Annotated in this window: 22 protein-coding genes; 11 read left to right on the forward strand and 11 right to left on the reverse strand. The window is 67.2% G+C overall.

Going from position 1 to position 24,990, the window contains the following annotated elements:
- Positions 1-7: 7 nt before the first annotated feature.
- Positions 8-2,293: an arylsulfatase gene (locus tag ACFQ0P_RS08025; RefSeq protein ID WP_378771853.1), complete on the reverse strand. Its 2,286-nt coding sequence runs from the start codon at positions 2,291-2,293 to the stop codon at positions 8-10.
- A gap of 259 nt (positions 2,294-2,552) precedes the next feature.
- Here ACFQ0P_RS08025 and ACFQ0P_RS08030 point away from each other — a divergent pair, with 259 nt between their 5' ends.
- Positions 2,553-4,223: a SulP family inorganic anion transporter gene (locus ACFQ0P_RS08030; protein ID WP_204978127.1), complete on the forward strand. Its 1,671-nt coding sequence runs from the start codon at positions 2,553-2,555 to the stop codon at positions 4,221-4,223.
- Between the two features lie 296 nt (positions 4,224-4,519).
- Here the strand turns inward: ACFQ0P_RS08030 and ACFQ0P_RS08035 are convergent, their stop codons facing one another.
- Both ACFQ0P_RS08035 and ACFQ0P_RS08040 read right to left on the reverse strand, forming a co-directional pair.
- Positions 4,520-5,527, reverse strand: a complete 1,008-nt coding sequence (locus ACFQ0P_RS08035; RefSeq protein WP_204978128.1) for a TIGR00341 family protein — start codon at positions 5,525-5,527, stop codon at positions 4,520-4,522.
- A gap of 130 nt (positions 5,528-5,657) precedes the next feature.
- Positions 5,658-5,987, reverse strand: a complete 330-nt coding sequence (locus tag ACFQ0P_RS08040) for a hypothetical protein (RefSeq protein WP_204978129.1) — start codon at positions 5,985-5,987, stop codon at positions 5,658-5,660.
- A gap of 193 nt (positions 5,988-6,180) precedes the next feature.
- Here ACFQ0P_RS08040 and ACFQ0P_RS08045 point away from each other — a divergent pair, with 193 nt between their 5' ends.
- From ACFQ0P_RS08045 to ACFQ0P_RS08055, 3 genes are all read left to right on the forward strand, one after another.
- Entirely contained in the window at positions 6,181-7,413 is a 1,233-nt protein-coding gene (locus tag ACFQ0P_RS08045; protein WP_204978130.1) for an MFS transporter, read from the forward strand.
- Between the two features lie 64 nt (positions 7,414-7,477).
- Entirely contained in the window at positions 7,478-8,203 is a 726-nt protein-coding gene (locus ACFQ0P_RS08050) for an alpha/beta fold hydrolase (RefSeq protein WP_204978131.1), read from the forward strand.
- A gap of 35 nt (positions 8,204-8,238) precedes the next feature.
- Complete coding sequence (locus ACFQ0P_RS08055; RefSeq protein WP_204978132.1) at positions 8,239-9,060, forward strand: alpha/beta fold hydrolase; 822 nt, start codon at positions 8,239-8,241, stop codon at positions 9,058-9,060.
- 101 nt (positions 9,061-9,161) lie between these two features.
- Here the strand turns inward: ACFQ0P_RS08055 and ACFQ0P_RS08060 are convergent, their stop codons facing one another.
- Positions 9,162-9,767 (reverse strand): TetR/AcrR family transcriptional regulator, encoded by a 606-nt coding sequence (locus tag ACFQ0P_RS08060; protein WP_204978133.1) that lies wholly within the window; start codon positions 9,765-9,767, stop codon positions 9,162-9,164.
- Between the two features lie 83 nt (positions 9,768-9,850).
- Between ACFQ0P_RS08060 and ACFQ0P_RS08065 the strand changes: the two genes are divergently transcribed.
- On the forward strand, positions 9,851-11,086 hold the full coding sequence (locus ACFQ0P_RS08065; RefSeq protein WP_204978134.1) for a YhgE/Pip domain-containing protein: 1,236 nt from the start codon (positions 9,851-9,853) through the stop codon (positions 11,084-11,086).
- 202 nt (positions 11,087-11,288) lie between these two features.
- Here the strand turns inward: ACFQ0P_RS08065 and ACFQ0P_RS08070 are convergent, their stop codons facing one another.
- Genes ACFQ0P_RS08070 through ACFQ0P_RS08085 form a run of 4 tightly spaced genes read right to left on the reverse strand, consistent with a single transcriptional unit; the run spans position 11,289 to position 15,039 of the window.
- Positions 11,289-11,903 (reverse strand): RraA family protein, encoded by a 615-nt coding sequence (locus ACFQ0P_RS08070; protein WP_378771858.1) that lies wholly within the window; start codon positions 11,901-11,903, stop codon positions 11,289-11,291.
- Between the two features lie 2 nt (positions 11,904-11,905).
- A complete protein-coding gene (locus tag ACFQ0P_RS08075; RefSeq protein ID WP_204978135.1) occupies positions 11,906-12,916 on the reverse strand; it encodes a tripartite tricarboxylate transporter substrate binding protein in 1,011 nt (336 codons plus the stop codon).
- A 22-nt stretch (positions 12,917-12,938) separates the two neighbouring features.
- Positions 12,939-14,447 carry a tripartite tricarboxylate transporter permease gene (locus ACFQ0P_RS08080; RefSeq protein ID WP_204978137.1) on the reverse strand — a complete coding sequence of 503 codons (1,509 nt, stop codon included), beginning with the start codon at positions 14,445-14,447 and terminating at the stop codon, positions 12,939-12,941.
- Positions 14,448-14,451: 4 nt separating this feature from the next.
- Positions 14,452-15,039 (reverse strand): tripartite tricarboxylate transporter TctB family protein, encoded by a 588-nt coding sequence (locus ACFQ0P_RS08085; RefSeq protein ID WP_204978139.1) that lies wholly within the window; start codon positions 15,037-15,039, stop codon positions 14,452-14,454.
- A 119-nt stretch (positions 15,040-15,158) separates the two neighbouring features.
- Between ACFQ0P_RS08085 and ACFQ0P_RS08090 the strand changes: the two genes are divergently transcribed.
- Both ACFQ0P_RS08090 and ACFQ0P_RS08095 read left to right on the forward strand, forming a co-directional pair.
- Positions 15,159-16,166 carry a phosphoglycerate dehydrogenase gene (locus ACFQ0P_RS08090; RefSeq protein WP_378771860.1) on the forward strand — a complete coding sequence of 336 codons (1,008 nt, stop codon included), beginning with the start codon at positions 15,159-15,161 and terminating at the stop codon, positions 16,164-16,166.
- A 13-nt stretch (positions 16,167-16,179) separates the two neighbouring features.
- The gene (locus ACFQ0P_RS08095) at positions 16,180-16,938 is read left to right on the forward strand and encodes an IclR family transcriptional regulator (protein WP_204978143.1); all 759 of its coding nucleotides are present in this window, start codon (positions 16,180-16,182) and stop codon (positions 16,936-16,938) included.
- A gap of 73 nt (positions 16,939-17,011) precedes the next feature.
- Here ACFQ0P_RS08095 and ACFQ0P_RS08100 read toward each other — a convergent pair whose 3' ends face one another.
- Positions 17,012-17,635, reverse strand: a complete 624-nt coding sequence (locus ACFQ0P_RS08100; protein WP_204978145.1) for a hypothetical protein — start codon at positions 17,633-17,635, stop codon at positions 17,012-17,014.
- 97 nt (positions 17,636-17,732) lie between these two features.
- On the opposite strand from ACFQ0P_RS08100, the gene ACFQ0P_RS08105 reads away from it, so the two are divergent.
- Positions 17,733-18,731: a LacI family DNA-binding transcriptional regulator gene (locus tag ACFQ0P_RS08105; protein ID WP_204978146.1), complete on the forward strand. Its 999-nt coding sequence runs from the start codon at positions 17,733-17,735 to the stop codon at positions 18,729-18,731.
- 5 nt (positions 18,732-18,736) lie between these two features.
- On the opposite strand, the gene ACFQ0P_RS08110 is transcribed toward ACFQ0P_RS08105, so the two are convergent.
- Positions 18,737-19,627: a ribokinase gene (locus ACFQ0P_RS08110; RefSeq protein ID WP_204978147.1), complete on the reverse strand. Its 891-nt coding sequence runs from the start codon at positions 19,625-19,627 to the stop codon at positions 18,737-18,739.
- Complete coding sequence (locus ACFQ0P_RS08115; protein ID WP_378771864.1) at positions 19,627-22,188, reverse strand: GH116 family glycosyl-hydrolase; 2,562 nt, start codon at positions 22,186-22,188, stop codon at positions 19,627-19,629. The genes ACFQ0P_RS08110 and ACFQ0P_RS08115 overlap by 1 nt, the downstream gene beginning before the upstream one ends.
- Before the next feature lie 160 nt (positions 22,189-22,348).
- On the opposite strand from ACFQ0P_RS08115, the gene ACFQ0P_RS08120 reads away from it, so the two are divergent.
- The 3 genes from ACFQ0P_RS08120 to ACFQ0P_RS08130 are packed head-to-tail and all read left to right on the forward strand — an operon-like array spanning position 22,349 to position 24,947.
- The gene (locus tag ACFQ0P_RS08120; RefSeq protein WP_204978148.1) at positions 22,349-23,395 is read left to right on the forward strand and encodes a zinc-binding dehydrogenase; all 1,047 of its coding nucleotides are present in this window, start codon (positions 22,349-22,351) and stop codon (positions 23,393-23,395) included.
- Positions 23,395-24,207 carry a sugar phosphate isomerase/epimerase family protein gene (locus ACFQ0P_RS08125; RefSeq protein WP_204978149.1) on the forward strand — a complete coding sequence of 271 codons (813 nt, stop codon included), beginning with the start codon at positions 23,395-23,397 and terminating at the stop codon, positions 24,205-24,207. Before ACFQ0P_RS08120 ends, ACFQ0P_RS08125 begins: the two co-directional genes overlap by 1 nt.
- A gap of 5 nt (positions 24,208-24,212) precedes the next feature.
- The gene (locus ACFQ0P_RS08130) at positions 24,213-24,947 is read left to right on the forward strand and encodes a ThuA domain-containing protein (RefSeq protein WP_204981316.1); all 735 of its coding nucleotides are present in this window, start codon (positions 24,213-24,215) and stop codon (positions 24,945-24,947) included.
- The last annotated feature ends 43 nt before the right edge of the window (positions 24,948-24,990 follow it).

Raw genomic sequence — 24,990 nt, forward strand, 5'->3', positions numbered from 1 at the left:
GGCCACGTCACATCGTGTAGGCCACATGGAACCGGTCGATCGTTCCCTCGAAAGCGAACGGCATCCGGTCGGCGTACGCACGCGACACCGGGCCCCCGTACGCACGGCCGACGTCGAGGCAGTCATTCGCCGAGAACAGCAGCGGCGCGCTCACCGGAACGACGCCCGTGGCGGCATCCTGCCCGTCGACGCGCAGCGTGACGCTGAGCGGCCCGCCCGGTCGCGGCTCGACGTACGATGTGACCACTTCGATGGAGTGCGTCCCTGCCGGCAGCGGGGCCGAGGCCGCGACGGTCGTGCGCTGGACGAGGAACAGGTTGTACTCGTACGTGAGCACGCCGTCCACGACGAACAGGGTCAGACCACCGCCGGCACCGCCCAGCTTGTACAGCACGCCGTTGGCCGCTTCGCCGACCTCGACATCGATGGTCACGGTGTTCGGCTTGTTGCCCAGCGCGGGGGCGCAGAACTCGGGCACGCGGGTCGTGTCGCCGGTGAAGTCCCACTCGGTATACGGCGTGCTGATGCGGAACTCGGGGTGGTACACCGGCACCCACAGCCCTGCGCCGACGGGCAGGACCTTGTTCTTGGCGGCCTCGATGGCGAAGAGCTCCTTGAGCGCGGCGAGCTTGTCGGGATGCTCCGCCGCGAGGTCGCGGGCCTGACTCCAGTCCTCGTCGAGGTTGTACAGTTCCCACCGGTCCTCGTCGGGCGTCCACGTCGCGATCCCGGGAGGGGCGCCCGGGACCCAGGGCAGGCGCGGGCCAGTGGTCGAGGCGATCCAGCCGTCCTCGTAGATGGAACGACTGGCCATGATCTCGAAGTACTGCACGCGGTGGCGTCCGTCGGCGGACTTGTCGTCGATGGAGTACGCGAAGCTCGTCCCGTCGATCGGATCCTGATGGACGCCGTTGACGTTCTCGGGAGCCGAGATGCCGAGGATCTCGTAGATCGTCGGGGCGAGGTCGATGACGTGGTGGAACTGCGTGCGCGGAACGGGGTCGTGCTCGATCCGGCCGGGCCACTGGATGAACATCGGGTTGCGCGTGCCACCGAGGTGAGACGCCATGAGCTTCATGCCCTGGTACGGCGTCGAGCCCGCCCACGCCCATGCCGCGTGGTACTGGTTGTCGGTCGCCGGGGTCCCGAGCGCATCGAGTCCGCCGAGCTCCTCGAGTGCGGCGATGTGCTGGTCGATGGTGGTGGGGATCATGTTCTGCGCGAGCAGCTCGCTGATCGTCCCGTTCTGTCCCTCGCCCGACGATCCGTTGTCGCCCCAGATGTAGACGATGATCGTGTTCTCGCCGTAGCCGAGGCGCTCCAGTTCGTCCACCACGCGCCCGGCCTGCACGTCGGCGTGCTCGCCGAACCCGGCGCACACCTCCATCAGGCGCGCCTGGAACGGCTTCTGGTGGTCGGGGATCTCGTCCCACCCCTGGAGGGACTCCGGCCGCGGCGTGAGCTCGGCGTCCTCGGGGACCCAGCCCGCGGCCTTGGCACCCGCGAGCGCCTCCTCGCGGTACACGTCCCAGCCGGCGTCGAAGGCGCCGGCGTACTTGTCCGCCCACTCCTTCATGATGTGGTGCGGCCCGTGGATGGCCCCGGTCGCCCAGTACATGAAGAAGGGCTTGTCGGGGGAGAGGGCCTTGTGGTCGCGCAGCCAGGAGATGGCGTCGTCGGCGATGTCCTCGCTCAGGTGGTAGCCGTCCTCGGGGGACTTCGGCGGCAGCACGCTCGTGGTGTTGCGCACCAGGTTCGGTTCGTACTGCGACGCCTCGCCGGCGAGGAAGCCGTAGAAGTACTCGAACCCGTTCCCGGTGGGCCAGTTGTCGTACGGGCCGGCCTTCGTCGTCTCCTCGGCAGGGGTGTTGTGCCACTTGCCCCACGCCGCCGTCGAGTAGCCGTAGTTGCGGAGCACCTCCGCAATCGTGGCGCTGCTCTTCGGGATGTGGCCGGAATAGCCGTCCCAGTCGTTCGCGAGCTCGGCGATCTGCCCCGCCCCGACGCGGTGGTGGTTGCGGCCCGTCAGCAGCGACGCCCGGGTGGGCGAGCACATCGATGTCGTGTGGAAGCGGTTGTACCCGATGCCGGCCGAGCGGATGCGCTCGAGCGTCGGGGTGTCGATCTTTCCGCCCAACGGTGCGGGGAGTGCGGGGCCGGCATCGTCGATGAGGATCACCAGGACGTTGGGCGCGTCCCCCGCGAGGTGCGGTTCGGCCGGGAGCGGCGAATAGGTCGACTCGGCGAGAGTGCGGCCGGCGAAGCTGCCAGACGGCTTCGGAGGGAAGGGCAAGGTCCGAGCAGGTGGCAGAGGGGTTCCGATCACCGATCGCGCAGCATCCGTCATGTCTTCGCACTCCTCACTCGTCGAACCCGGCCCGTGGGCTCTGTGCAAAGCTAGGGCGCCTCTCTCGCCCGACCATCACCCAATCCGAGTGAACTGGATCTTCTGCGCATCCGTCACCCAGATCGGATGACGTCGGCGCGACATCGCCGGGCTAGCGTCACTCCGACGCGGGAGCGACCCGCGGGCGTGAGAAGGGGACCGGGCGATGAGCCGCAGGACCAAGTTCGGCAGACCCACCGGCAAGGACGTCATCTCGGGATTCATCACCGGACTCTTCTCCATCCCCGAAGGGATGGCCTACGCGAGCATCGGCAACTTCTCCGCCCCGCTCGGACTCTGGTCCGGCATCGTGCCGACGATCATCGGATCGATGTTCGCCCGGACGGTGCTGATGGTCACCACCCTCACCAGCGCGATCGCGCTCACCTCGCACAGCGTGCTCACCAGCGCCGGCCTGAAGACGAGCGACATCGGAGCGATCGCGACCCTCACGGTCCTGACGGGCATCGTGATGCTGACCCTGGGCCTGCTCAAGCTCGGGTCGGTGATGTCGTACGTGTCCACCGCCGTCATGACCGGATTCACGACCGGGATCGCTCTGCAGATCATCGCGGGCGTCATCGACGACGCCACCGGCTACTCGCCCCCCAGCCACAACACCGTCGGCAAGTTCATCGACGCGTTCACGCACATCGGCCAGTGGCAGCCGCTCGCCGTGATCGTCTCTGCTGCCACGGTCGCGGTGTGGCTCCTCGCGCGTCTCGTCAAGCCGTTGAAGGCGCTCGCGACGCTCATCGCCCTCGTCGTCGTGAGCGTGCCGGTCGCGCTCCTCGGCACCGACGTGCAACTGGTCTCCGACATCGCCACCGTTCCGCGGTCGTTGCCCCCGTTCACCCTCCCCGACATCAGCACAATCCCCGCCCTGGCTACCGGCGCGGTGGCAGTGGCGCTCGTCGCCCTCGCACAGGCGGCGGGCATCAGCGCCGCCGTCGCGAACCCGGACGGATCGCGGTCGGACGCCTCCAAGGACTTCACCGCGCAGGGCGTCGCGAACATGGCCGGAGGCTTCTTCGGCGCACTCCCCACCGGCGGCTCGCTCTCCCGCACCGGGGTCGGCACCAGTGCGGGAGCGCACACCCGGTGGTCGGGGATCTTCGCGGGCGTGTGGCTGGCGCTCATCGTGCTCGCCGTCGGACCCCTCGCCGGCTACATCCCGATGCCTGTTATCGGCGGCCTCATGATCGTGATCGGCGGCGAACTCGTCGTCGGGAGATGGCGCGACATCGTCCTCGTGCTGCGCACCTCGGCGCTCTCTGCGGCCGCGATGATCGTCACCTTCGTCGCGACCACCGGTCTTCCGCTGCAGCAGGCCATCTTCCTCGGCGCCGCGCTCTCCATGATCCTCAGTCTCGCGGCCATCTCCCGCACCGGCCGCGTCCTGCAGCTGGAGAAGTCCGAGGACGGCTGGCGCATCGCCGAGCCGCCCGCGACCCTGCCCTCGAACCAGACCACGGTCATCCACTACACGGGGGGCACGGTCTTCGCCGAAGTCAATCGGCTCGAGGAGGAGTGGCCACGTACGGCCGGTGCCGAGAATGCGGCCATCGTGCTCTCGCTGGGTGCCGGCCCCATGGTGCCGTCGGCGACATTCCTCAAAGCGCTGGACGGCATCGCACTGAAGCTTCAGGGTCAAGGCATTCACCTCGTCGTGTGCGGGGTGCCCGACCGGTTCCGTCCGCTCCTGCGGCGCACCGGACGGCTCGAGCATCTGGCCGACGATGACATCGTCGCCGCGACCGACAAGCTCAACGAGGCACTGGATATCGCCTACGCGCGGGCGGAGCGGAGTCGACTCGCCACGAGAGGCCGAGGATGAGTGGATGGAGGCTGCCGTCGTCTCCGAAATCCATTGTCACCTTCGACCAGCCCCTCGACCGAGAGAGATCCTGCCGTGCGGTCGCGGGATCGATCCCAGGCACATCGACAGGCGCGGCGTCTCTCGCGACCCTCTGTTCCTGTTCGCTACCTCGATGAGCGCGTGACCGAGCCCGCACCGTACGAAGAGCTGCACACGGACGGCGGTGTCCGCGGACGCGGATACATGCCGGCGACGTGATGGAGGGCCACTGGGAGTGGTTTCGACTCGATTAGGCCCTCTTGGCGCAACGGGAGCTACTGCACCCGCACCTCTTTTCCCTGGCCGACGTCGATGACGACTCCCACGAACGAGGGGATGGCGCTGGCGAGAGAATCACGCAGCTCGTCGACGGATGGCGTCGTGCCGTCATCAGTCGTGATCACCACGGTGGCCGTCGCCCCGGTCCAGTCCACGCTGTATATGCGGGCGCTGTCGAGGTCGCCGAGCCAGTCGGTCGTGGAGTCCTGGATCGTGACAGACCATCGGGCGAGCGCGATGGAGACCACCGAGTTCACAGCCAGGGGGATCGCGATGATGATGGTCAGCGCGGTGACAATGACGTAAGCGCGGCGGCGGTTGGCGACCGGTGATGAGCCGGGGTCGCGCGCGTAGCCGGCGATCGTGAACACAATGCTTCCGGCGATGACCAGTGCGACGACGTTGGAGAGGAACAGCCACAGCGCTCCGAGAGCGTCGGCCCACAGCCCCTGTCCGGCGCACACGCCGACCACCCCCAGCGGCGGCACGAGGGAGATGGCGATGGCGACACCGGGGAGAACGGCGCTGAGGTCCTTGCGGCACATCGCGAATCCGCCGGCGAAACCGGTCGCCAATGCTGCGACCAGGTCCATGAAGCTCGGCGAGGTGCGTCCGACCACCTGAGAGTTCGTCTCCAGGCTCTGCGGCGTGGAGACGAACAGCGAGAACAGCAGGCCGAGCACGATGACGATCACGAGGCCGGCCAGCACCCACAGGATCGAGCGCACCACCAGGCTCAGATGGCCGGTGACGATACCCAACCCGATCGCGAGGATCGGGGTGCCCAACGGCGCGATGATCATCGCTCCGATGACCGTCGCGGTCGAGTCCGTTAGCACACCGGCGATCGCGACGATGCCGGCGAGCGTCAGCATGATCAGGAAGCCGCTGCGCTTGCCCGCGACGTCGCCGGAACCGAGGTCGAGAGCTTCAGTGACCTCTGCGGCTGTCTGGCGTTGTGTCGGAGGGATCAGAGCCTGAAGCATCTGCGGAAGAGTCGCCATGCGCTCATCATGGCGCGGCATCCTCTGTTCCGGGTGATCCGGACACGTGCCGACCACGCGGGTCGCCGGTCTGATCCCGGCTTCGGACGCGTATCGACTCAGGCGGTCATGGATTCGGAGCCGCCGCTCGCTAACTGATGAGCCCGAACGCGCGCAGAACGGGTTCGGCGACGGGGGTTCCGCCAATGGCGCCGATCTGGCCTACCGAACCGATGGGGAGCACAGAGCCGACCGAGCCGATCGACAGCAGTGATCCGGCCGAGCCGATGGACAGGGCGGAGCCGATTGAGCTGAGCGAGCCGACGGACACGGCGCTCAACGCCGATGCCACAGTGCCGGCACTGAGGGCGGAGAACCACCCGAAGACGGATGCGTACGAGCGAGACGAATACGCAGACGCGATCGCGTGGCTGCTGCGGTAGCTCTCCCGTCGGGGGAACTTCGAGGCGGTGGTGGTCATGGTGTTCCCTTCGTCCGTTTCACTGGGTCCTCCCTCACGGTCCGATGGTCCCGCGCCTGCCGTGAGATGGGCAAGACCTCCTGATGTCGACTAGTTTCTCTCGATCACTTGACAGTGTCAAGCTTCCCTGGCATCCTGATGGAACTTGACAGTGTCAAGTAGTCATGGATTCGATACAGAAGGAGGCACGGTCATGTACGCAACGGCGAACGCCGCCCCCACCGAGGTAGAGCCCAAAGCACCAGATACGACACCGCGTGGGCGCGGGCAGCGCCGGGCCCTGTTCGCGCTCGCCCTTGGCACCTTCGCCATCGGCACCGGCGAGTTCGGCACGAACGGAGTTATCGAGCTCTACGCAGAAGACCTCGACGCGTCACTGCCCCTGGCCACGTGGGCTGTCACGGCATACGCGCTGGGCGTAGTGATCGGCTCTCCGATCATCACCATCGCTGCAGCGCGACTGAATCGCAAGCGGCTGCTGCTCGGACTGATCGGCCTGTTCCTGGTCGGGAATCTCTTCTCCGCATGGGCGATGTCGATGGACATGCTCATCGCGGCCCGCTTCGTGACCGGCACGGTTCAAGGCGCCTACTTCGGTGCCGGCGCGGTCGTCGCCTCCTACCTGTATGGCGCAGGGAAGGCGGGCAAGGCCTTCGCCACCGTGATGGCGGGTCTGACCGTCGCGACGATCTTCGGGTCTCCCGCGGGCACGTTCATCGGGCAGATGCTCGGATGGGAGTGGCTGTACCTCGTCGTCGCGGCTATCGGCCTGCTCGCCGGACTGGCGCTCCTCATGTGGATACCGTCCACCCCGGATCTCGACGGCGGCTCCGTGCGTTCGGAGCTGCGCGCCTTCACGAAGCCGTTGGTGTGGGTCATGGTCGCAATCGCAGCGCTCGGCATCTCGAGCATCTTCGCCGTGTACACCTTCATCGCGCCGATCGTCACCGATGCGGCCGGTCAATCGCCTGCTGTCATCCCGATCGCGCTGGCTGTCTTCGGTCTTGGCATGGCGGCTGGAAACGCCCTGGGTGGGAGGATCGCAGACCGTCACCTGACAGCCGGACTCGTACTGGGCTATCTGCTGGTCAGCCTCTCGCTCATCGTCGTCGGGATCGGCGGCGCGTGGTTGCCCAGTCTCTTCATCGGGCTGTTCGGTGTGGGAGCCAGCGCGATGATGGCCATTCCGACCATCCAGGTGCTCCTCACCCGGTTCGCGCCGGATGCGCCCACGCTCGTGGGCTCCCTCAACCTCGCCGCGCTCAACGCCGCAAACGCGTTCGGAGCGGTCGGCGGCGCCATCGTCATCGGCGCGGGATATGGCGTGCTCGCTACGTCGTGGGCGGGCCTCGTCCTGGTCCTCGCCGGTCTGGCCGTGTTCGCGCTGTTCATCCCGCGGGCGCTGAACGCCACCCGCTCGCGCTGACCGGGATCGGTCACCCCGTCACACCCCGCCTGAGGTTCGTCAGGCATCACTGAAAGGAAACATCATGAACACCACCACCACCTCGCCCACCGCGGTCCTCGTGCACGGCGCTTTCGCCGACGCGTCCGGCTGGGCCGGCATCATCCGAGAACTGCTCGCTCGCGGATACTCCGTGGTCGCTCCCGCGAACCCCCTTCGCGGAATCGCATCGGATGCGGCTGCCATCCGCTCCGCGGCGGGTACCGTCGACGGACCCGTCGTTCTCGTCGGGCACTCCTACGGCGGAGCGGTCATCACGCAGGCTGCGCAGGGACTCGACAACCTGGCGGGTCTCGTCTACGTCGCCGCCTTCGCTCCCGCTGTGGGCGAGACGGTCGCGAGCGTGCAGGAGCCCTTCCCGCAGCCTTTGCTCGCGAGCACCGTGCGACCCACCCCGTACGACGCGATCGGAGCCATCGGCGGACCTGAACTGGTCATCGATGCCGCCGGCTTCCGTGAGACCTTCGCCGCCGACCTCCCCGAGGAGTCCGCCAGGGTGATGGCGGTCTCGCAGCGACCCCTGGCTGCGGCTGCCGCAGGCGAGCCGCTGACGCACGCGGGCTGGACCGACCACCCGTCGTGGTACCTGGTCTCCACCGAAGACCACGCCATCGCGCCGGAAGCTCAGCGCTTCATGGCGAAGCGGATGGGCGCCGTCACCGAGGAGATCGCTGGAAGCCACGTCGCCTTCATCGCCCACCCCGCCCAGGTGGCTTCGTTCATCGCGCGCGCCCTCGACGCGACCGCCTGACCCCCCGACCGAGACACACAGACAAGGACAGAACCATGAACATCACGCGCAAGATCTCACTCGCCGTCGCCACCCTGGCAATCGGACTGCTCGGAACGAGTGCCGCCATCGTCCCGGCAGCGGCTGACGCCCCGCACGAGGCTGCCCGACCGGCCGCGAAGCCGACCGTCGTCCTCGTGCACGGCGCATTCGCCGACTCCAGCGGCTGGTCGCTCGTGAGCGCGGCCCTTCAGGCGGAGGGATATCCGGTGCAGGCCTTCTCGAATCCGCTTCGCGGCGTGCAGTACGACAGCGACTACCTTCGCACGTTCCTCGACACCATCGAAGGTCCGATCGTCCTCGTCGGTCACTCGTACGGCGGAGCGGTGATCACGAACGCGGCCGTCGGCGACCCCGACGTCAAGTCGCTGGTCTACGTCGCGGCGTACGCGCCCGACGCCGGCGAGACCGTGCAGGACGCCAACCGTCTGGGCGGCGGCGACTCCGCCCTCGGGGAGCATCTCGTCATCAGGCCGTTCCCCGGCGCGATGGCGGGCGACGCGGACGCCTACATCGACCCCGCTGCCTACCGCGACATCTTCGCGCAGGACCTGCCGCGGTCGGTGGCAGCGACTTTCGCCGTCTCGCAGCGCCCCGCCGCGTTGGCGGCGTTCGGCACTCCGTCGGGTGAACCCGCGTGGAAGTCCATCCCGTCGTGGTACATCGTGGCCAAGCAGGACAAGACCATCCCTCCGCAGGCGGAGCGGGTGATGGCCAAGCGCGCGAACGCCAAGACGATCGAGCTCAACACCTCGCATGTGCCGATGCTGAGCAAGCCGCTGTCGGTCGTGTCCGTCATCCGCGACGCGTCGCGCTGATCGCCGGAGTCGCATCGACTGCTGGCGGGCTCGAGAATGTATCGGGTCCGCCAGCAGTCATTGGCGTCGATGCGGCCGCCGCGGAACCCCGGGCCCCAGGTCTAGGTGTGCTGCGCAGAGATGGCGGTGACTCCAGCCCCGTACACCGCGACCAGATGCCGTGCCAGCCCAGCCGGGTCAGTCGCATGCGTCTCCGCCACCCGCGTGAGCGCGCCCTCTCTGGTCAGTGAGACGAGACCGTGGACGACGGCCCAGCTCACGAGCGACCACTCCTCGGAGTCAGCGGGCCCCATGGCGGACACGGCGTCTCGGAGGTATCCCAGCGCGGTCCGCTGCGCGGCGACGAAGGCGGGATCGTCGGTGACCAGCTCCGACCGGCGGAACATCAGGTCCATCAGGGCCGGCTGAGCGAGCCCGAACTCGACATACGCGAGACCGAGGCAGTCCAGAGCTGACTGTCCGGATGCACTCGCGTCGCGAGTCGCAGCGGCGAGCGTTCGCCCCAGCTCGTCGAAGCCGACCGTTGCGACGGCGGTCAGCATCCCCGCGCGGTCGCCGAAGAAGTGGGCCGGTGCGGCATGAGAGAGGCCTGCTCGCCGAGCCACCGCTCGCAGGCTGACGGACGCGTGCCCCCTCTCTATGAGCTCTTCACGGGCAGACTGCAGAAGTGCGTCGCGCGCCGAGGAGTTCTGGTCTGTGATCGTCATCCCTCCATTCTGACTTTCGAGCTTGACAGCGTCAAGTTCGCGCGGCATCCTTTACTTGACACTGTCAAGTGATTGGAGCCAACATGCCCGCCTCATCCCCGACCACCCCGCGTCGCACGTGGCTCATGCCCGTCGTGCTCATCGTGGCTTTGGCTGTCATTCTTCCGAGCGTGTACCTCTCGGCAACCGCCGATCCGCAGGAGCACCTCGCCGACCTACCGGTCGCGGTGGTCATCGAGCCGCAGAGTCAGCGTCTGGCCGGGGCGCCGTCCGGGCTCATGGGCGATGCGATCCTCGAGCACACCGGACCCGTGCGCTTCGCCGCCATGACCGGCGACGAACTCGAAGCGGCGATGGCAGTCGATCGCGTAGCCGGCGCCGTGGTGATCCCTGCCGACTTCGACGCGTCCATCTCCAGCCTGTTTCCCGGCACGAGGCCCGTCGTCGTCCCCGAGATCGCTGTCCTCGTGAACGCCGGTGACGGCGGACTCAGCAACGGGCTCGTCGCCGCGAACGTCACGCCCCTGCTGGACGACGCGGCGAAGAGAATGGGGGACGCGCTGGTCGACTCCGTGCAGGGTCACCTCCCCGCGGCGAATCATGCGCTCCTCAGCGACCCCGTCGACGTGTCCGTGCGCCCCTACGCTCCGCTGCCCGCCCATTCGGGCCTCGGTACCAGTGCCTTCTACTTCGCACTCGTGCTCGTGCTCATCGCGTTCATCGGGGCATCCCTGACGAATCCCCTCGTCGATGCGGCGCTCGGGGTCATTCCCAGCGAGTTGGGTCCGCTGGTGGCTCGGCGGCCCTACGCCGCGATCTCGCGCACGCGCACCCTTCTGACGAAGGTGGCCATCCTCTTCGCGGCGGCACCGGTCGCCTCGGCGGCGCTCATCGCCATCGCCGGCGGTCTCGGAGTGGCCGCACCGAGCTGGCTCGCGTTGTGGGCATTCTCGACGACCGTGATCGCGGCCATCGGAACAAGTGCGTTGGCAGTCTTCGCGGTTTTGGGACCCGGAATCGGATCGCTCGTGAACACCTTGTTCTTCGTGGCGCTCGCGATGGTGTCTTCGGGCGGGATCGTGCCCCTCGAAGCGACACCCGGGTTCATCCGATTCGTCTCCCTCATCTCGCCGTTCCGGTATGCCATCGACGGGATCCGTTCACTGATGTACTTCGACGGCAACCTCGCCGCCGGTCTCGGTGACGCGTGGGTGACTGTCGTCATCGGCGGTCTCGCCGGACTCCTCTTCGGCGTCTGCGTGACCACGCTCTACGGTCGCGTCGCACGATTCAGCCGGCACCCTCGGGTTGTCGTGTGACCCCCCGCAGGAGAACGCGTCCTCACAGGTCAACGAACGCCCGCTCAGGGCCGGATCTCCTCAACCTGCGGCGGCGAGCACGGTACCGTCCGCGAGATGGAGCCTGACGGCCTGCGTGGGTCCCAGCGATGGTGCAGGGAGCTATCGCCCGATGCCAGGTTCACAGGTGAGGGAGGCCGAGCGCACCTCCCTCACCTTCACCTCATGCCGGTCGGTCGAGCTGACGTTCGAGCTCGTGGCGCCGCGTCGCCTCCTGTCGCTGCACGACTTCAGCCGCCTCCGCGATGCTCTCGGCATCTGCCTTGGGCACGACCGCTACGCCGTCCGCATCTCCCACGATGATGTCGCCGGGGGAGACCGCCACGCCGCCGACGGCGATCGTCACGCCGAGTCGGCCCGGCCCGTTCTTGTAAGGCCCCGCCGGGGTAAGGGCTCGGGCGAAGACCGGCATACCGTAGTCCCGCATACCCTCGGCGTCCCTGACAGCACCGTCGATGACGAAGCCGGCGATCCCCTTTGCTTTGGCGCGAGCGGCGATCAACTCACCGATGAGCGCGCGGGTGAGATCGCCGCTGCCGTTGACGACGATGACGTCACCCGCGGAGGCGGCGTCGACGGCGTGGTGGATCCACAGGTTGTCCCCCGAACGGGTCCAGCAGGTGAAAGCAGGGCCGACAAGGGCTGCACCGGTCCAGATGGGACTGATTCCGGCATCCATCAGTCCCAGCCTGTCCATCCCGTCGCCGATATTCGCCGACGGGATCCTCGCGAACCGCTCTATCAGGTCGGAGCTTGTAGCGGTGAGGTCGCTCCCCACGGTCAGCCCTCTTCGCGGATGAGGTCGACCAGCTCGGCGAGCGTGTCCGTACGTTCGGTCCAGAACGCGCTGTACTCCTCCGAGTCGAGGTAGGTGGGCTGCAACCCGAGGTCTTCCATGCTGCTGATGAACTCCTCGTCGGCCATCACCGCTCCGATCGCATCAGAGAGTTTGGTCACGATCTCGTCGGGTGTGTCGGCGGGGAACGCGTATCCGCGGGCGGAGCCGAGTTCGACGTCGTATCCGTCCTCGGCTGCTGTGGGGACGTCGGGCAGGAACGGGCTGCGCTCTTCGTTCAGGATCGCGAGGACGCGGGCGCTGCCGTTGTCCGCGAGTTGCTTGACATCGCCGACATTTCCGACGAGGACATCGACGTTGCCTCCGAGGAAGGCGGTGGTCGCCTGGGCAGCGCCGTCGGCGAAGTGCACCGGCCGGATGTCGACGCCTGCCGCCTCGTTCAGGAGGAGGAGACCGAAGTGGTCCTGGCTGCCGATGCCGGTGGTGGATGCGGTGATCGAGTCCGGATTCTCCTCGGCGGCGTCGATCAGATCCTGCAACGTCTCATACGGGCTGTCCGGCGCGACCGCGATTGCGGTCGGGTCGGTGACCTGAAGTGCCGTAGGCGCGAAGGACTCCGGCGTATAGGTCGCGCCGCGGCTCTCATCGAGTGCCGAGACGATGACTCCGGGGATGGTGGTCAGGCCGAAGGTGTAGCCGTCAGGCTCCGCGTCGGCGAGTGCGGTGTACCCGACCTGTCCGCCGGCGCCAGGCTTGTTCTCCACGACGACGGTGGCATCGAGCTCCTCTTCCAGCGCATCTGCGAGCAGTCGCGCACCGATGTCGGAGCTTCCGCCGGGGTCGAAGGCGACCAGGAGGGTGACCGGCTTCTCCGGCCAGCTGATCTCACCAGCCTCGGATGCGGCGGGTTCGCCTCCGCCGCGCTGAGCGCAGCCGGCGAGCAGAACACCCGTGGCAACCAGTGCCGCGAGACCGAGAAGGGGACGTGTGCGCATGATGATCTTCCTTTGCTAGGGGTCAGGCTTCGGAGTCGGTGGGCAGGTGCGCGCGCGCCTTGATTCTGCGGCCACCGATTGTGGAGAGGACGAGGATGACCGCAGCGAGGCTGAGCAGTCCCAGCGACACGGGTCTGGTGAAGAAGTAGCCGAAGTCCCCGTTCGAGATCTGGAGCGTCTGTCGCAGAGCGGACTCGAGTAGCGGACCGAGGACGAGGGTGAGCACCAGCGGGGCGAGAGGCAGGTCCAGTCGCCGGAAGGCGAGTCCGACCAAGCCGAAGCCGATCATGATGAAGATGTCCACGACGCTTCGGTTCACGGCATACGTGCCCACGAAGATGAACACGTACACGAAACTGGCGAGGACGGGGAACGGGATGGCCAGCACTTTCGTCCACACGCTGACCAGCGGAACGTTGAGGATCACAAGCAGTGCGTTCCCGATGAAGAGACTCGCGATCACCGTCCACACCAGAAGCGGGTCGGTCTGGAACAGCTGGGGACCAGGAACGAGTCCGTTCTGGAGAAAGGCGCCCATCAGGACCGCGATGGCGGGTGAGGCCGGGATCCCGAGTGTGAAGAGAGGGATGAAGGCCGCGTTGGCGTGGGCATTGTTCGCCGTCTCCGGCGCGGCGACACCCTCGACAGCTCCGGAGCCCAACTGGGAGCGGTGGCGGCCGACCCGTCGCTCCGTGCTGTATGCGATGAGGGAGGAGATGGTGCTCGTGATGCCCGGCACGATGCCGATGCCGGTGCCGATCAGGGTGCCACGTCCGACCGCCGGTGCCGCACGACGCACGTCCTGACCGGTCGGAACGAGCTCGCGCAGCCGCGGGCTCCTGGCGCGGATGGTTCCACCTGCCGAAATGTGGAGCAGCTCCCCCAAGCCGAAGATGCCGACGAGGACCGGAACGATGCTGATGCCGTCCAGGAGATGCGCACTGCCGAAGGTGAACCGCGGGAGACCTTCCACGGGGTCGATGCCCACCATGGCGATGATCATGCCCACTGCGGCAGAGATGATCCCTGCAGACACAGACCGGCCGACAAGGCCAACGAGAAGCGCCAGCCCCACGACCACCAGGGCGAAGAACTCGCCCGGGCCGATCATGAGGCCGAGGGAGGCGAGCGGCTGCGCGGCGACGACGAGCGCGATCGTGGCGACTGTGCCGCCGATGAACGAGCCCACTCCGGCGACGGTGAGGGCGACACCACCTCGGCCCTTCTTCGTCATGGCGTAGCCGTCGATGCACGTGATAGCCGACTCGCCCTCGCCCGGAATGTTCAGCAGGACGCTGGTGATCGTGCCCCCGTAGGCGGTGCCGTAGAAGATGGCGGCCAACATGATGATGGCGGATGCCGGTTCCATCCCGAAGGTCAGCGGCAGGAGGATCGCGATTCCCGCGGTGGAGCCGATACCCGGGAGGAGACCGAGCATCGTCCCGACCAGGCAGCCGATGAGGGCATAGAGGAGGTTCTCGGGCGTCGCCGCTGCGGCGAACCCCTGCATCAGATAGTCGAAGGAACTCATCCGGTCAGAGCCCCAGGTCGTACAGGAACGGGATACCCGCGCCGGGCAGAGGCACCCCGAGCACATTCGCGAAGAGCGCGTAGACGCCGAAGCTCCCCGCGAGCGAGAGGATCACCGTCAACAGCCACGAGCGACGGGCGACGATTCGCAGCTGGAAGAGAAGGAAGAGAAGAACGCTCAGCTGGAAGCCCAGGATCTGGAGGAGCACCGCGAGCGCGATCAGGCTGGACACCGTCACGATGATCTGCTTTGGCGAAGCGGGTGTCTCGGCAGCTGCTGCCTCGGGCGTCGGCGCATGCTCGACGACGTTCGGCTGGCGCCACTGCGTGATGCCCCACGCGATGGACGCCGCCGAGAGGATCAGTCCCGTCCAGAATGGAAAGAAGCCCGGTCCCGGGCCGAGCTGAGTCCACAAACCGAGCGGAATCGACGCGAGCGTCGTGACGATGCCGAGCAGGAAGAAGACGCACGCCGCGATGACGCCGGGTATGGAGCGCACGTAGTGCGGGAACCGGATGGTCCCTGTGCGGAGGTCGCCGTCGGACACGTGCGCGCCTGCTTTCTCGTCGTCGTTGACTGCCGTATATCTCATAGAGTGATAATCTCTATCGAAATCTAATCACCTGTGACATTCTGAACCTTGCGTCGTCGATCGTCAACCCCGTGGCTTTGATGAGCTCCGGACACTTCGCTGAGACGGCCTATCACTGAATGAGAGAAAGTGGGATCGAAGTGGGCGAGCGCCGCGTGCTGATCACTTCCGCGTTCCTGCGGCCAGACGACGAAGCCGACCGCGCTCTGCGCGCACACGGCTTCACGACCATCCACGCGCCGCTGCGAGCACCGCGGGGGGACGGCGAGCTTCGTTCGTTGCTCGACGGCGTCGTGGCCGTCATCGCGGGAAGTGACCGATTCGATGCCAAGACGCTGGACGAGGCATCCGATCTTCGGGTGATCGCGCGAACGGGCGTCGGTTACGACTCCATAGACACGGCCGCCGCAACCAGGCGCGGCATAGCGGTGTGCAATGCCCCAGGTGTCAACCGGGACGCGGTGGCGGAGTTGGCTCTCACGTTCATCCTCATGCTCGCTCGACGCGTCCCCGAGGCGATGAGAAGCGTGCGCAACGGTGGGTGGGTCCGTCCTACGGGGACGCAGCTGGCCGGCTCCGTCCTCGGGATCATCGGCCTCGGCGCCATCGGCAGGAGACTCGCTGAGCACGCCTCGGCCCTCGGTATGCGAATCATCGCCCATGATCCCTTCGCCGACGAGCAGTACGCGGCCGCCAACGACGTCCGGCTCCTCGCTATGGAGTCGGTGCTGGCTGAAGCCGACTTCGTCAGTCTCCATATCGCGCTCACCCCGGAGACCCGTCACCTGATCGGCAAGGAGGCACTGGGACTCATGAAGCCCACGAGCTATCTCATCAATACTGCTCGGGGCGCTGTCGTCGACGAGGCCGCGCTCCTCGAGGCGCTGAGAGAGGGGTCGATCGCGGGGGCAGCATTGGACGTCGTCGAGGAGGAGCCGCTGAGCCTCTCGAGCGCGTTGCGGGAGCATCCAAAGGCGTTCGTGACGGCGCACATCGGAGGGTCGACGTCGCAGGCCCGCGAAGAGTCGGCGCGAGTGGCCGTAGAGTCAGTCGCTGAGGTTCTCAACGGGGGAACGCCACACAATGTGGTGAATCCGGACTACGTGAGCCATCTCGCATCCATCTGAGGAAGGAAAGCGCGTGACGGGGGCTGCCGAGTCGAGCAACATGCGGTCGCTGGAACGCGCGATCGACGTCCTCGAGGTGCTCGACAACAGTCGGCAGCCACTCCGGCTCACCGAGGTCGCGCGCCGAGCAGGCCTCCATGTTGCGACGACGCAACGCATTCTCAACTCGCTGGAGGCTCGCGGTCGCGTGGAGCGTGACGACGCGGGCTATCGCCCGGGCGTCGCCCTTCTCTTCGGGGCGCACGCCTATCTGCTCACCAGTCCGTTGCTGGCTTCCGCTTACCCGCACCTCCAAGACCTCGCTGCCGCGACCGGCTTCACTGCGTCGCTTTTCGTCCGCACCGGCTTCTCTCGCGCTGTGGTCTCTCGGATCGAGGGTGCGAAGCCGATGCGCTACGTGCTCCCCGTCGGGGAGCGCCTTCCCCTGACTCACGGGGCCGGCAAAGTGCTCGCCGCGTACCTCACGAAGGAGGAACTCGCCGAACTACTTGCAGTGACGCCGTCGCTCGACACTGCGGACGGCCAACACGTGAGCAAGCGCGACTTCACCGCCGAGCTCAGCCGTATACGCAAGGAAGGTTTCAGCTGGTCCTCTAACGGTCGCGTGATCGGAGTGGCGTCGATCGCTGCGCCGATCTTCGACCGCTCGCACAAGTGCATCGCCGGCGTGCAGGTTGCCGCAAGCATCTCCGACCTCAGCGAGCAGGACATACCTTCGGTCAGCGTCGAAGTTCGCCGTGCCGCGGCGGTCATCGGCGAGACGCTCCTCTGAGCGAGAACATTCGCAGGAACAATCGGAGTGAATCCGGTGTGATCGTCACGGCGGGCGTGATGCTAAATCGGCGTCAGATCCGGATGGGGAACGTGAGCATGATGACGATGCCGACGACTGCCACGGCGATCGCGAGGCCCAGCAGCGCCCGGGTCGCCATCTTCGACAGGTCCCGTTGCGACATCGCGGTCAAGAACAGCACCAGCGCGAACAGGACGGTCAGCAAGGAGTAGTTGTCTCCGCGCTGGTTGTCCACCAGAGCCTCCTGGAACTTCGCGTCAGCGCGGGCGGACAGGTCGGCGGCCTCTTCCGTCCCGTCGGGGACGTACTCGGGCATCGCGAACGGTCCCGTCTCCACCCTGCCGCCGGCATTCCATGCGTCGAACGCGACACGGAACGACGGTGAGAATCGCTCCTCGATGAACGTCACCAACTCGGACTTCTCCTCGGCGACAGCGTTCACCCACTGCGCGTAGACAGTCAGATCGAACTGGCGCGCGTCCCGCGCCTCACTGGCGGCCTCGGACGCTTGGATGCGAGCGCTCGACGCCTGGCTGAACGCGATCGACATCTCCCCGCCCCACTTCGATGCCTGAAACCCGCACCACGCGGTCAGCACCGCGACGATGGACAGCATCAGGACGGCGGTGAGCTCGACGGCTCGCCGCCGACCGCTCTCAGGAGATTGTTCGCTCACCCCCCATTGATACGGTCAAGCGTCCGCCTGCGCAACCATCCGCGAGGACGAAGCCGGCGACGGGATCCTGTGTCGTGCGGCAATGCAATAATCAGTCGTGCAACCGATCACCATCGCCGATGTCGCCGCCGCCACCGGCGTCAGTCGCACGACGGTGTCTCACGTCTTCAGCGGCCATCGTCCGGTCAGGCAGGAGACGCGGGAGCTCGTGTTGCGGGTCGCCCGCGAGATGGGCTATCGGCCCAGCGCCGTCGCAAAGAGCCTCCGCGCGCGCCGGACGAACACAGTCATGATCGTGATCCCGGACATCATGAACCCCTTCTACCCCGGCTTCGCCCGCGGTGTGCAGGACGTCGTCAGCCAGCAGGGCTATCACGCGCTGCTGTGCAACACCGATGCGGTCGAGGCCTCTGAGCGCGGGTACATCGAGGACGCTCTCGCGCGACGCGTTGACGGCGTCGTCTTCGTGGGATTCCGTGTGCCCATCTCGGATCTGGACATCCTGACGGAGGTCGGGACGGCTGTGGTGGCGGTCGGGCCCGCGCCGGAGGAGACGATGGTCGACACCGTGTGGCTCGATGACGTCGCCTTCTCACGGGAGGCGACAGCGTATCTGCTCCGCAAGGGGCTCGGCCCCGTCGCGCACATCACGGGGCCCACCGACACGGCCGTCGAGGTCAAGCGCGAGATCGGATTCCGGCAGGCCCACGCCGACGCGGGGCTCGAGGTGCACGAGGATCTCATCGTCTCAGAGGAGTTCACGCACCAAGGAGGCATCGAAGGAATGACGGCGCTTCTCGCCGGACCGACGCGTCCGCGGTCCGTGTTCTGCGCCAACGACCTCATCGCTCTCGGTGCGATGAGGGTGGCGCACGAGCACGGCCTTCGCGTTCCCGAGGACATCGCGTTCGTCGGCGTCGACGACATCGACATGGCGGCGATCGCGAATCCTTCCCTGACCACCGTGCGGCTTCGCATCCACGAACTCGGCACGATCTGCGGCCGTCGGCTGCTCGAACGCCTCAACGGCGACTGGACCGGCAATGGGCGCAGCATGGCGCTGGATGCCGAACTGGTCGTGCGCGAGAGTGCCTGAGTCCGTCAGCGCAAGGCGAACGCCTCAACCTCGGCAGCGGTCGGGATCGACGACACGGCGCCAGGGCGCGTGACGGAGAGAGCCGCCGCGTCGGTGGCGGTGGCGACGGCGGATGCGAGATCGCGCCCCTCGGCGAGGGCAGCCGTGAGATAGCCCGCGAACGTGTCGCCTGCCGCCGTCGAGTCGACCGCGGTGACCACGGGCGCGGACCTCTCGTGCTGGATCCGCCCGTTCACGGCGATGATGCAGCCCGATGCTCCGCGGGTGATGATGGAGATCCGCTCCTCCGCACTCAACCGCACCGCGGACTCGCGGACATCGCGCCCACCGGTGAGCGCCCGCGCCTCGGACTCGTTCGCGACCACGACATCGCACAGTCCGAGCAGCGGTGTGAAGTCCTCGACGACGGGCGCGGGGGTGACGACGGTCGACACGCCGCCCCGTCTCGCCCGTTCGAGCGTGCGACGCACGAGTTCGATCGGGCGCTCCAGCTGCACCATGACATGCGATGCCGAGTCGATCATCGCCTCATCCTCGGGGGTCAGATGAGCGTCCGAGTTCGCGCCCGGGATGACGATGATCGAATTCTCCCCGTCGTCGGTGACCGTGATCTGTGCGACGCCCGTCGGTGCGAGCGACACCCTCACCCGGCGCGCATCGATGTGCTCCTTCACGATGGCCGCGCGCAGGATATCGCCGAAGTGATCCGCTCCGACAGCGGCGACGAGTGCGACGTCGCCCCCCGCCCGCTTCGCGGCGACGGCTTGATTGAGGCCCTTTCCCCCCGGCCCCATGCGGAAGCCCCACCCCGTGAGCGTCTCACCGCCTCTCGGGCGTCGAGGCGCGCGGGCAACGAGGTCGGCGTTCACGCTCCCCACGACGACGATGCGACCCATCACCCATTCACCCCCGCTCCTTCATCGTCCCACCTGATTCGCACGGGACTCCCCGGTTCGACGGAGATGGACTGCCCGACGACTGCCCCGCGCCAGCGAATCTCGGAGAGAGCCAGATGCCCGGCGGTGAGGTCGAGGGTCAACTCGTCGCCGACGACCCGCACGGTGCCCCATGCCCGGTCCGTGGTGAAGAGGTAAGCCCCGTCCGAGATCGGATCGACGTTGAGCGTCGTGGTCGGAGCATCCCATTGGATCCCGCTGAACGCGAGCAGCAAAGCCCACGAGGAGAGCGAACGTGCGTAGTGGTGTCCGCATTCGATCTCATCCCACGGGCTGCGGGTCGTGCCCTCGTAGCGGGCTCGGAGCGTCCGCTCGATCAGGACGGCATCCTCGGGGCGTCCCGCGAAGGCGAGGGATGCCGCGACCTGGTGCTCGATTCCCGTCCACACCTCGTCTGAGTAGACGAACGGAATCCTGGGCCTGCCGCCGCGCGGCCAGGACGCGAGCAGGATCCCGCCCTCGTGGTTCAGCGCGTACGTCCGCTGTGTGCTCTCGTGGCCCCAGAGGTCCGGGCGGAAGTTGTGTTCGAGGATGGCACCGAGGGCTCCACGGATCTGCTCGCCCGGGAGAAGTTCGCCGAGGCCATTGAGGTACGCATGAAACTGACCGAGCAGCTGATCAGAAAGGACGCCTTCTCCGAATTGGTAGCGATCCTGATCGATGTCGTCGATGCGCTGGACGAAGTACTCCCCGTTCCACAGAAGCTCCGACATCCGCACCGCCGCGCGGTCCGCCGCCACGCTCCACCGCCGCGCGATCGCCTCGTCGTCCAGGTGCCGCGCCATGCGCACGCCGGCACGCAGGGCGGCGATCAGCATTCCGTTCGCGAGGGGTTCGATGCCGTGGAACTCGATGTCGTACGTGTTGTGCATCTCGCCGTCGAGCAGGCCGTCCCCGTCGCGGTCCCACGTGCGAAGCGCCCAGTCGAGGGAACGACGAGCAGCTGGCCACAGCTCCCGCAGAAACTCGTCGTCCCCGCAGAAGCGCCACTCCCGGTGGAGACGGAGGAACGTGCCGAGGAGACCGTCTACCGCGGGGGCCATATGCCACGGCTCGCCGCCGAAGATCCGATTGGTGCGAAATCGCTGCGCCCCGTCCTCGTCGGTCTCGAGCAGGAACTCCACGCGCCGGGCCGACCGCTCGAGCGAGGGGAAGAGCCAGGCACAGGTCTGCGCGTAGGACCAGACGTGCGTGCAGGTCCCCTCGCACGACCCAGCGTGATCGAACGACCCCTCCCATGCGGCGAAGACGGGGCCGCCGCCGAGGAGCGGCGTGGGCGTGTCCAGGACGAAGCAGGTCGTCGAGCGCAACGCCGCGATGTTGGCACCGACGGACTCCGCGATCACCGGATCGAGGCCGCCCCCGTAGAGCGCATCCACGAACGCGGACGTCGTCGCCTCGAGGGCGGGGAGGTTGCGGTGGAGGTGGGCTGCGGCATCCCACGCGTCGCGCCATCGTGCCGCATAGGCGTTGCGCACCGGCGGGCGCTCGGCGTCCGGCTGCATGATGTGGCCCTCCCAGCGGCCCGGCCGCAGCGGGAAGCTCCAGGACAGGACGAACTCGAAGTCCGCCGCGGCCCCGGGTGCGAGGTCATGGACGATGCCCAGAGAGCCGGTGCGCCGTAGTGGCAGCAGCTCGAGAAGCTCGTCCTCGCTGAGATCGGTGCGTCCGCCGGTGCGATCCGTGTGGAGCGCGAGTACCCCGCGCTCGGTCGTCACCGAGGGTTCCGGTTCGAGCAGGCCGTCGGCGCTGAAGTCGTTCCAGAACAGCCGTGGCCCGTCGGGCCAGAAGCTCGTCACCCACTGCGGCTTGGCGGTGACGGACGGGTCGCTGGTCGTGAGAGCCAGGGTTCCGTATCCGAGGTCGTCTTCGGGAAGGGCTATGCCGAAGTCGATTCCGCGGATGCCCGCATCCTCGCGCCATCGGGCCGTCTGCCGCGCGCGGAGTTCGCCCGTGCGTCGATCCCGCCCCGCGGTGTGGCTGACGGAGCCCGCTACCGTGACCCGGACGGGCTGCCGACCGGGGTTGCGCACCCGGTAGCGGAGGACGGCGGCGGGGATTCCCGACTCCTCGGGGTCGAGCGGGATCAGCGGCGTGAAGGCCCGCAGGGAGACCTCCACCGGGAGTGACTCGTCAGAGAAGTCGATCTCAACGATGGGGTAGGCGCCGTGCATCGTTGCGGCGGACAGTCGCGGGAGCCCCGCGAGCCGATCCGCCTCGTACCCCCGTTCGCTATCGTGCGGGCCGGTGAGCGGTGCTTCGAGGATCCGCGAGTGTCGCCCGCCGAGGCTGTCGGCGACGTGGATAGCGAAGAACGAGTACGGATTGTCGCGCCCCTTGTCGGGGAGGTTCTCGAGTTCCCAATCGCGGAGCTCGCCCCGCGCGCCGAGAGAGACGTTGCCCGTTCCCAGACCTCCCAGGGGAAACGCGGCGCGTGCGGCCGTGTGCGGCAGCACGCGGATTCCGGGGGGGAGTGGCGAAGCGGTCCGACGAGCGATCACGCGCACAGGCTACAAAAGTAAAATCGATTTGTATACCCTTGATCCAAGCATCGACAGCCGCCCGCCGTGCTGTCTCCGCAGGGTTGAAGCGTTTCCTTGACGCCCGGTGGCACAGGGCCGTACGATCCCCGCTGAATCGGTTTGCAACAAAGGAGTCCCCGTGGCAGAAGTCGTCCAGTTCTCCGCCCCCGGCGTCGTGGAGGTCGTCGCGGAGCCCGAGCGGGAACTCCGCCCGGATCAGGTCCGCATAAGGACTCTGTACTCCGGTATCTCCGCCGGAACCGAGCTCACCGCATATCGGGGTTCCAATCCGTACCTCACCAAGCGCTGGGACGATGACCTTCGGCTGTTCGTCGAGGGTGCGCAGACCTTCGAGTACCCGGTGAGCGGCTGGGGGTACGAGGAATGCGGGCGAATCGTGGAGGTCGGTCGTGACGTCGACGACCTCCGGGTCGGTGATGTCATCTGGGGCCGCTGGGGCCATCGCACCGACACCGTCCTGGATGCCGAGTACGCCCGTCATCGCGTGCTTCCCGCGAACTGCCCCCCGATCATCGGGATCTTCTCGGAGATCGGCGCCATCGCCCTCAATGTCGTCCTCGACGCCGATATCCACCTCGGTGAGACGGTCGCGGTGTTCGGACTCGGGGTCCCGGGCCAGATCGCGGCACAGATGGCTCGTCTGAACGGCGCGACCGTCATCGCCGTCGACGGAATCGAGGCCCGCAGGGACACGGCGGCCGCGCTCGGCGCGCACCATGTGATCGACCCGCTGTCCGTCGACGTCGCCGCGACGATACGGTCGCTCACCGAAGGCCGTGGGGCCGATGTCTGCCTCGAGATATCCGGCAACTACTCGGCGCTTCACGAGGCTGTGCGATCGGTGGCCTACAGCTCTCGCGTGTGCGCCGCGGGGTTCTTCCAGGGAGATGGTGCCGGGCTCCGCCTCGGCGAAGAGTTCCATCACAACCGGGTCCAGATCGTCGGATCGCAGATCTCGGGTGTCGCGCCCGGGCTGCGGCACCGCTGGGACGCGTTCCGCCTCACCCGCACCGCCATGACGCTCGCAGCCACCGGCGCGCTGCACCTCGAGGAGCTCGTCACGCACCGCCTTCCGGTGCGAGATGCGGCTGAGGCCTTCCGCCTGCTCGACGAAGGGTCTCGCGAGGCGCTCCAGGTCGTGCTCACGTTCGAGTCGGAGTCCTGATGGTTCATCGACTCGCCGCTCAGGAACATCTCCTCGAGGGGAATTCCCTGGTCGAGAAATACGAGTTCGCGCTCTCGGTGGGCTTCCACGGCGTCGAGCTCCTCGGGCGGGGCGACGGGGAGTTCGCGGCGCGATCCGCCGAGATCGCTGCGGCGCGGTCGGCGGGCGTCGTCATGCCGGCTACGACGGTCATCATGGACCACTTCATCGGCGACTTCGACGCAGACAAGCGAAAGGACGCGCGGGAGCAGATCAAGATGATCCTCGCGGGCACGGTCGCCGCCGGCGGGTTCGGCGTCGTCACCCCACACGCGTTCGGACTCTTCAGCCGCGCCCTGCCGCCGTTCGTTCCACCACGGTCCGTCGACGACTCGCGTGCGCTCCTGGTCGAGTCGCTGCGAGAGCTCGCCGATTACGCCGAGCCGCTCGGTGCGACCGTGCTCCTCGAGCCGCTGAACAGATTCGAGGACTATGTCGTGAACCGCCTCGCGGACGCCGTCTCGATCGCTGCAGAGGTCGACTCCCCGTCGCTGGCCGTGATCGCCGACACGTTCCACATGTCCATCGAGGAGCCGTCGATCGGAGACAGCATCCGGGCAGCGGGTGGATGGATCCGTCACGTGCAACTCGGCGACAGCAATCGCCTCGAGCCGGGGGCCGGCCACTTCGACTGGGAGGAGGCGCTGGGCGCCTTCGCAGACATCGGATACGACGGGTGGTACGTCATGGAGTGCGGACTGTCGGGGCCCCCGCGCGAGGTGCTTCCGGGTGTCGCGGATCTGTTCGCCAGAGGCGGGAAGAGGATCTCGTGAGCGGAATGAGAGTTCTGGTCTGGAATGAAGGAGTCCACGAGGCTCGCCAGCAGCCGGCGAACATCGGCTACTACTACCCAAGTGGCATCCACGGCGCGATCGCGGATCTGCTGAGCAGGCGGCTGCCGGACGCGAAGATCTCGACCGCGACACTTGCGGACGACCAATTCGGACTCGCCGAGAATTCCCTCGACCAGACGGACGTCCTGATCTGGTGGGGCCACATCGCACACGAAGAGGTTCCTCACGAGGTCGTGCATCGGGTGCAGGAGCACGTCCTCGGCGGAATGGGTCTCATCGTTCTCCACTCCGGCCACCACTCCCGTCTCTTCCGCGCGCTCATGGGCACCACGTGCAACCTCCAGTGGCGGAACGCGGGAGAACGGGAGCTCGTCTGGACGGTCGCGCCGGGTCATCCCATCGCCCGGGGGATCCCGTCTCCGCTCGTCATCCCTCATCAGGAGATGTACGGCGAGCATTTCGACGTTCCGCGACCAGACGACGTGGTCTTCATCAGCTCCTTCGCCGGGGGTGAGGTGTTCCGCTCCGGCCTCACCTTCACGCGGGGCAACGGCAGGATCTTCTACTTCAGTCCCGGCGACCAGGACTACCCGGTCTACCTGCAGCCCGAGATCGGCGATGTGATCGCCAATGGAGTGCTCTGGGCCAGTCCCGGCGATTCGCCACGAGGGGTGACCCCGGTCGTCAACCCGAACCAAGGCTGGTTCGAGAGTTCCTGAGACACGTCTGCGGCTCGCAGAATCTTGACAAATCCACCTGTCC

This window comes from Microbacterium insulae, from assembly GCF_042677065.1.
Lineage (GTDB): Bacteria > Actinomycetota > Actinomycetes > Actinomycetales > Microbacteriaceae > Microbacterium > Microbacterium insulae.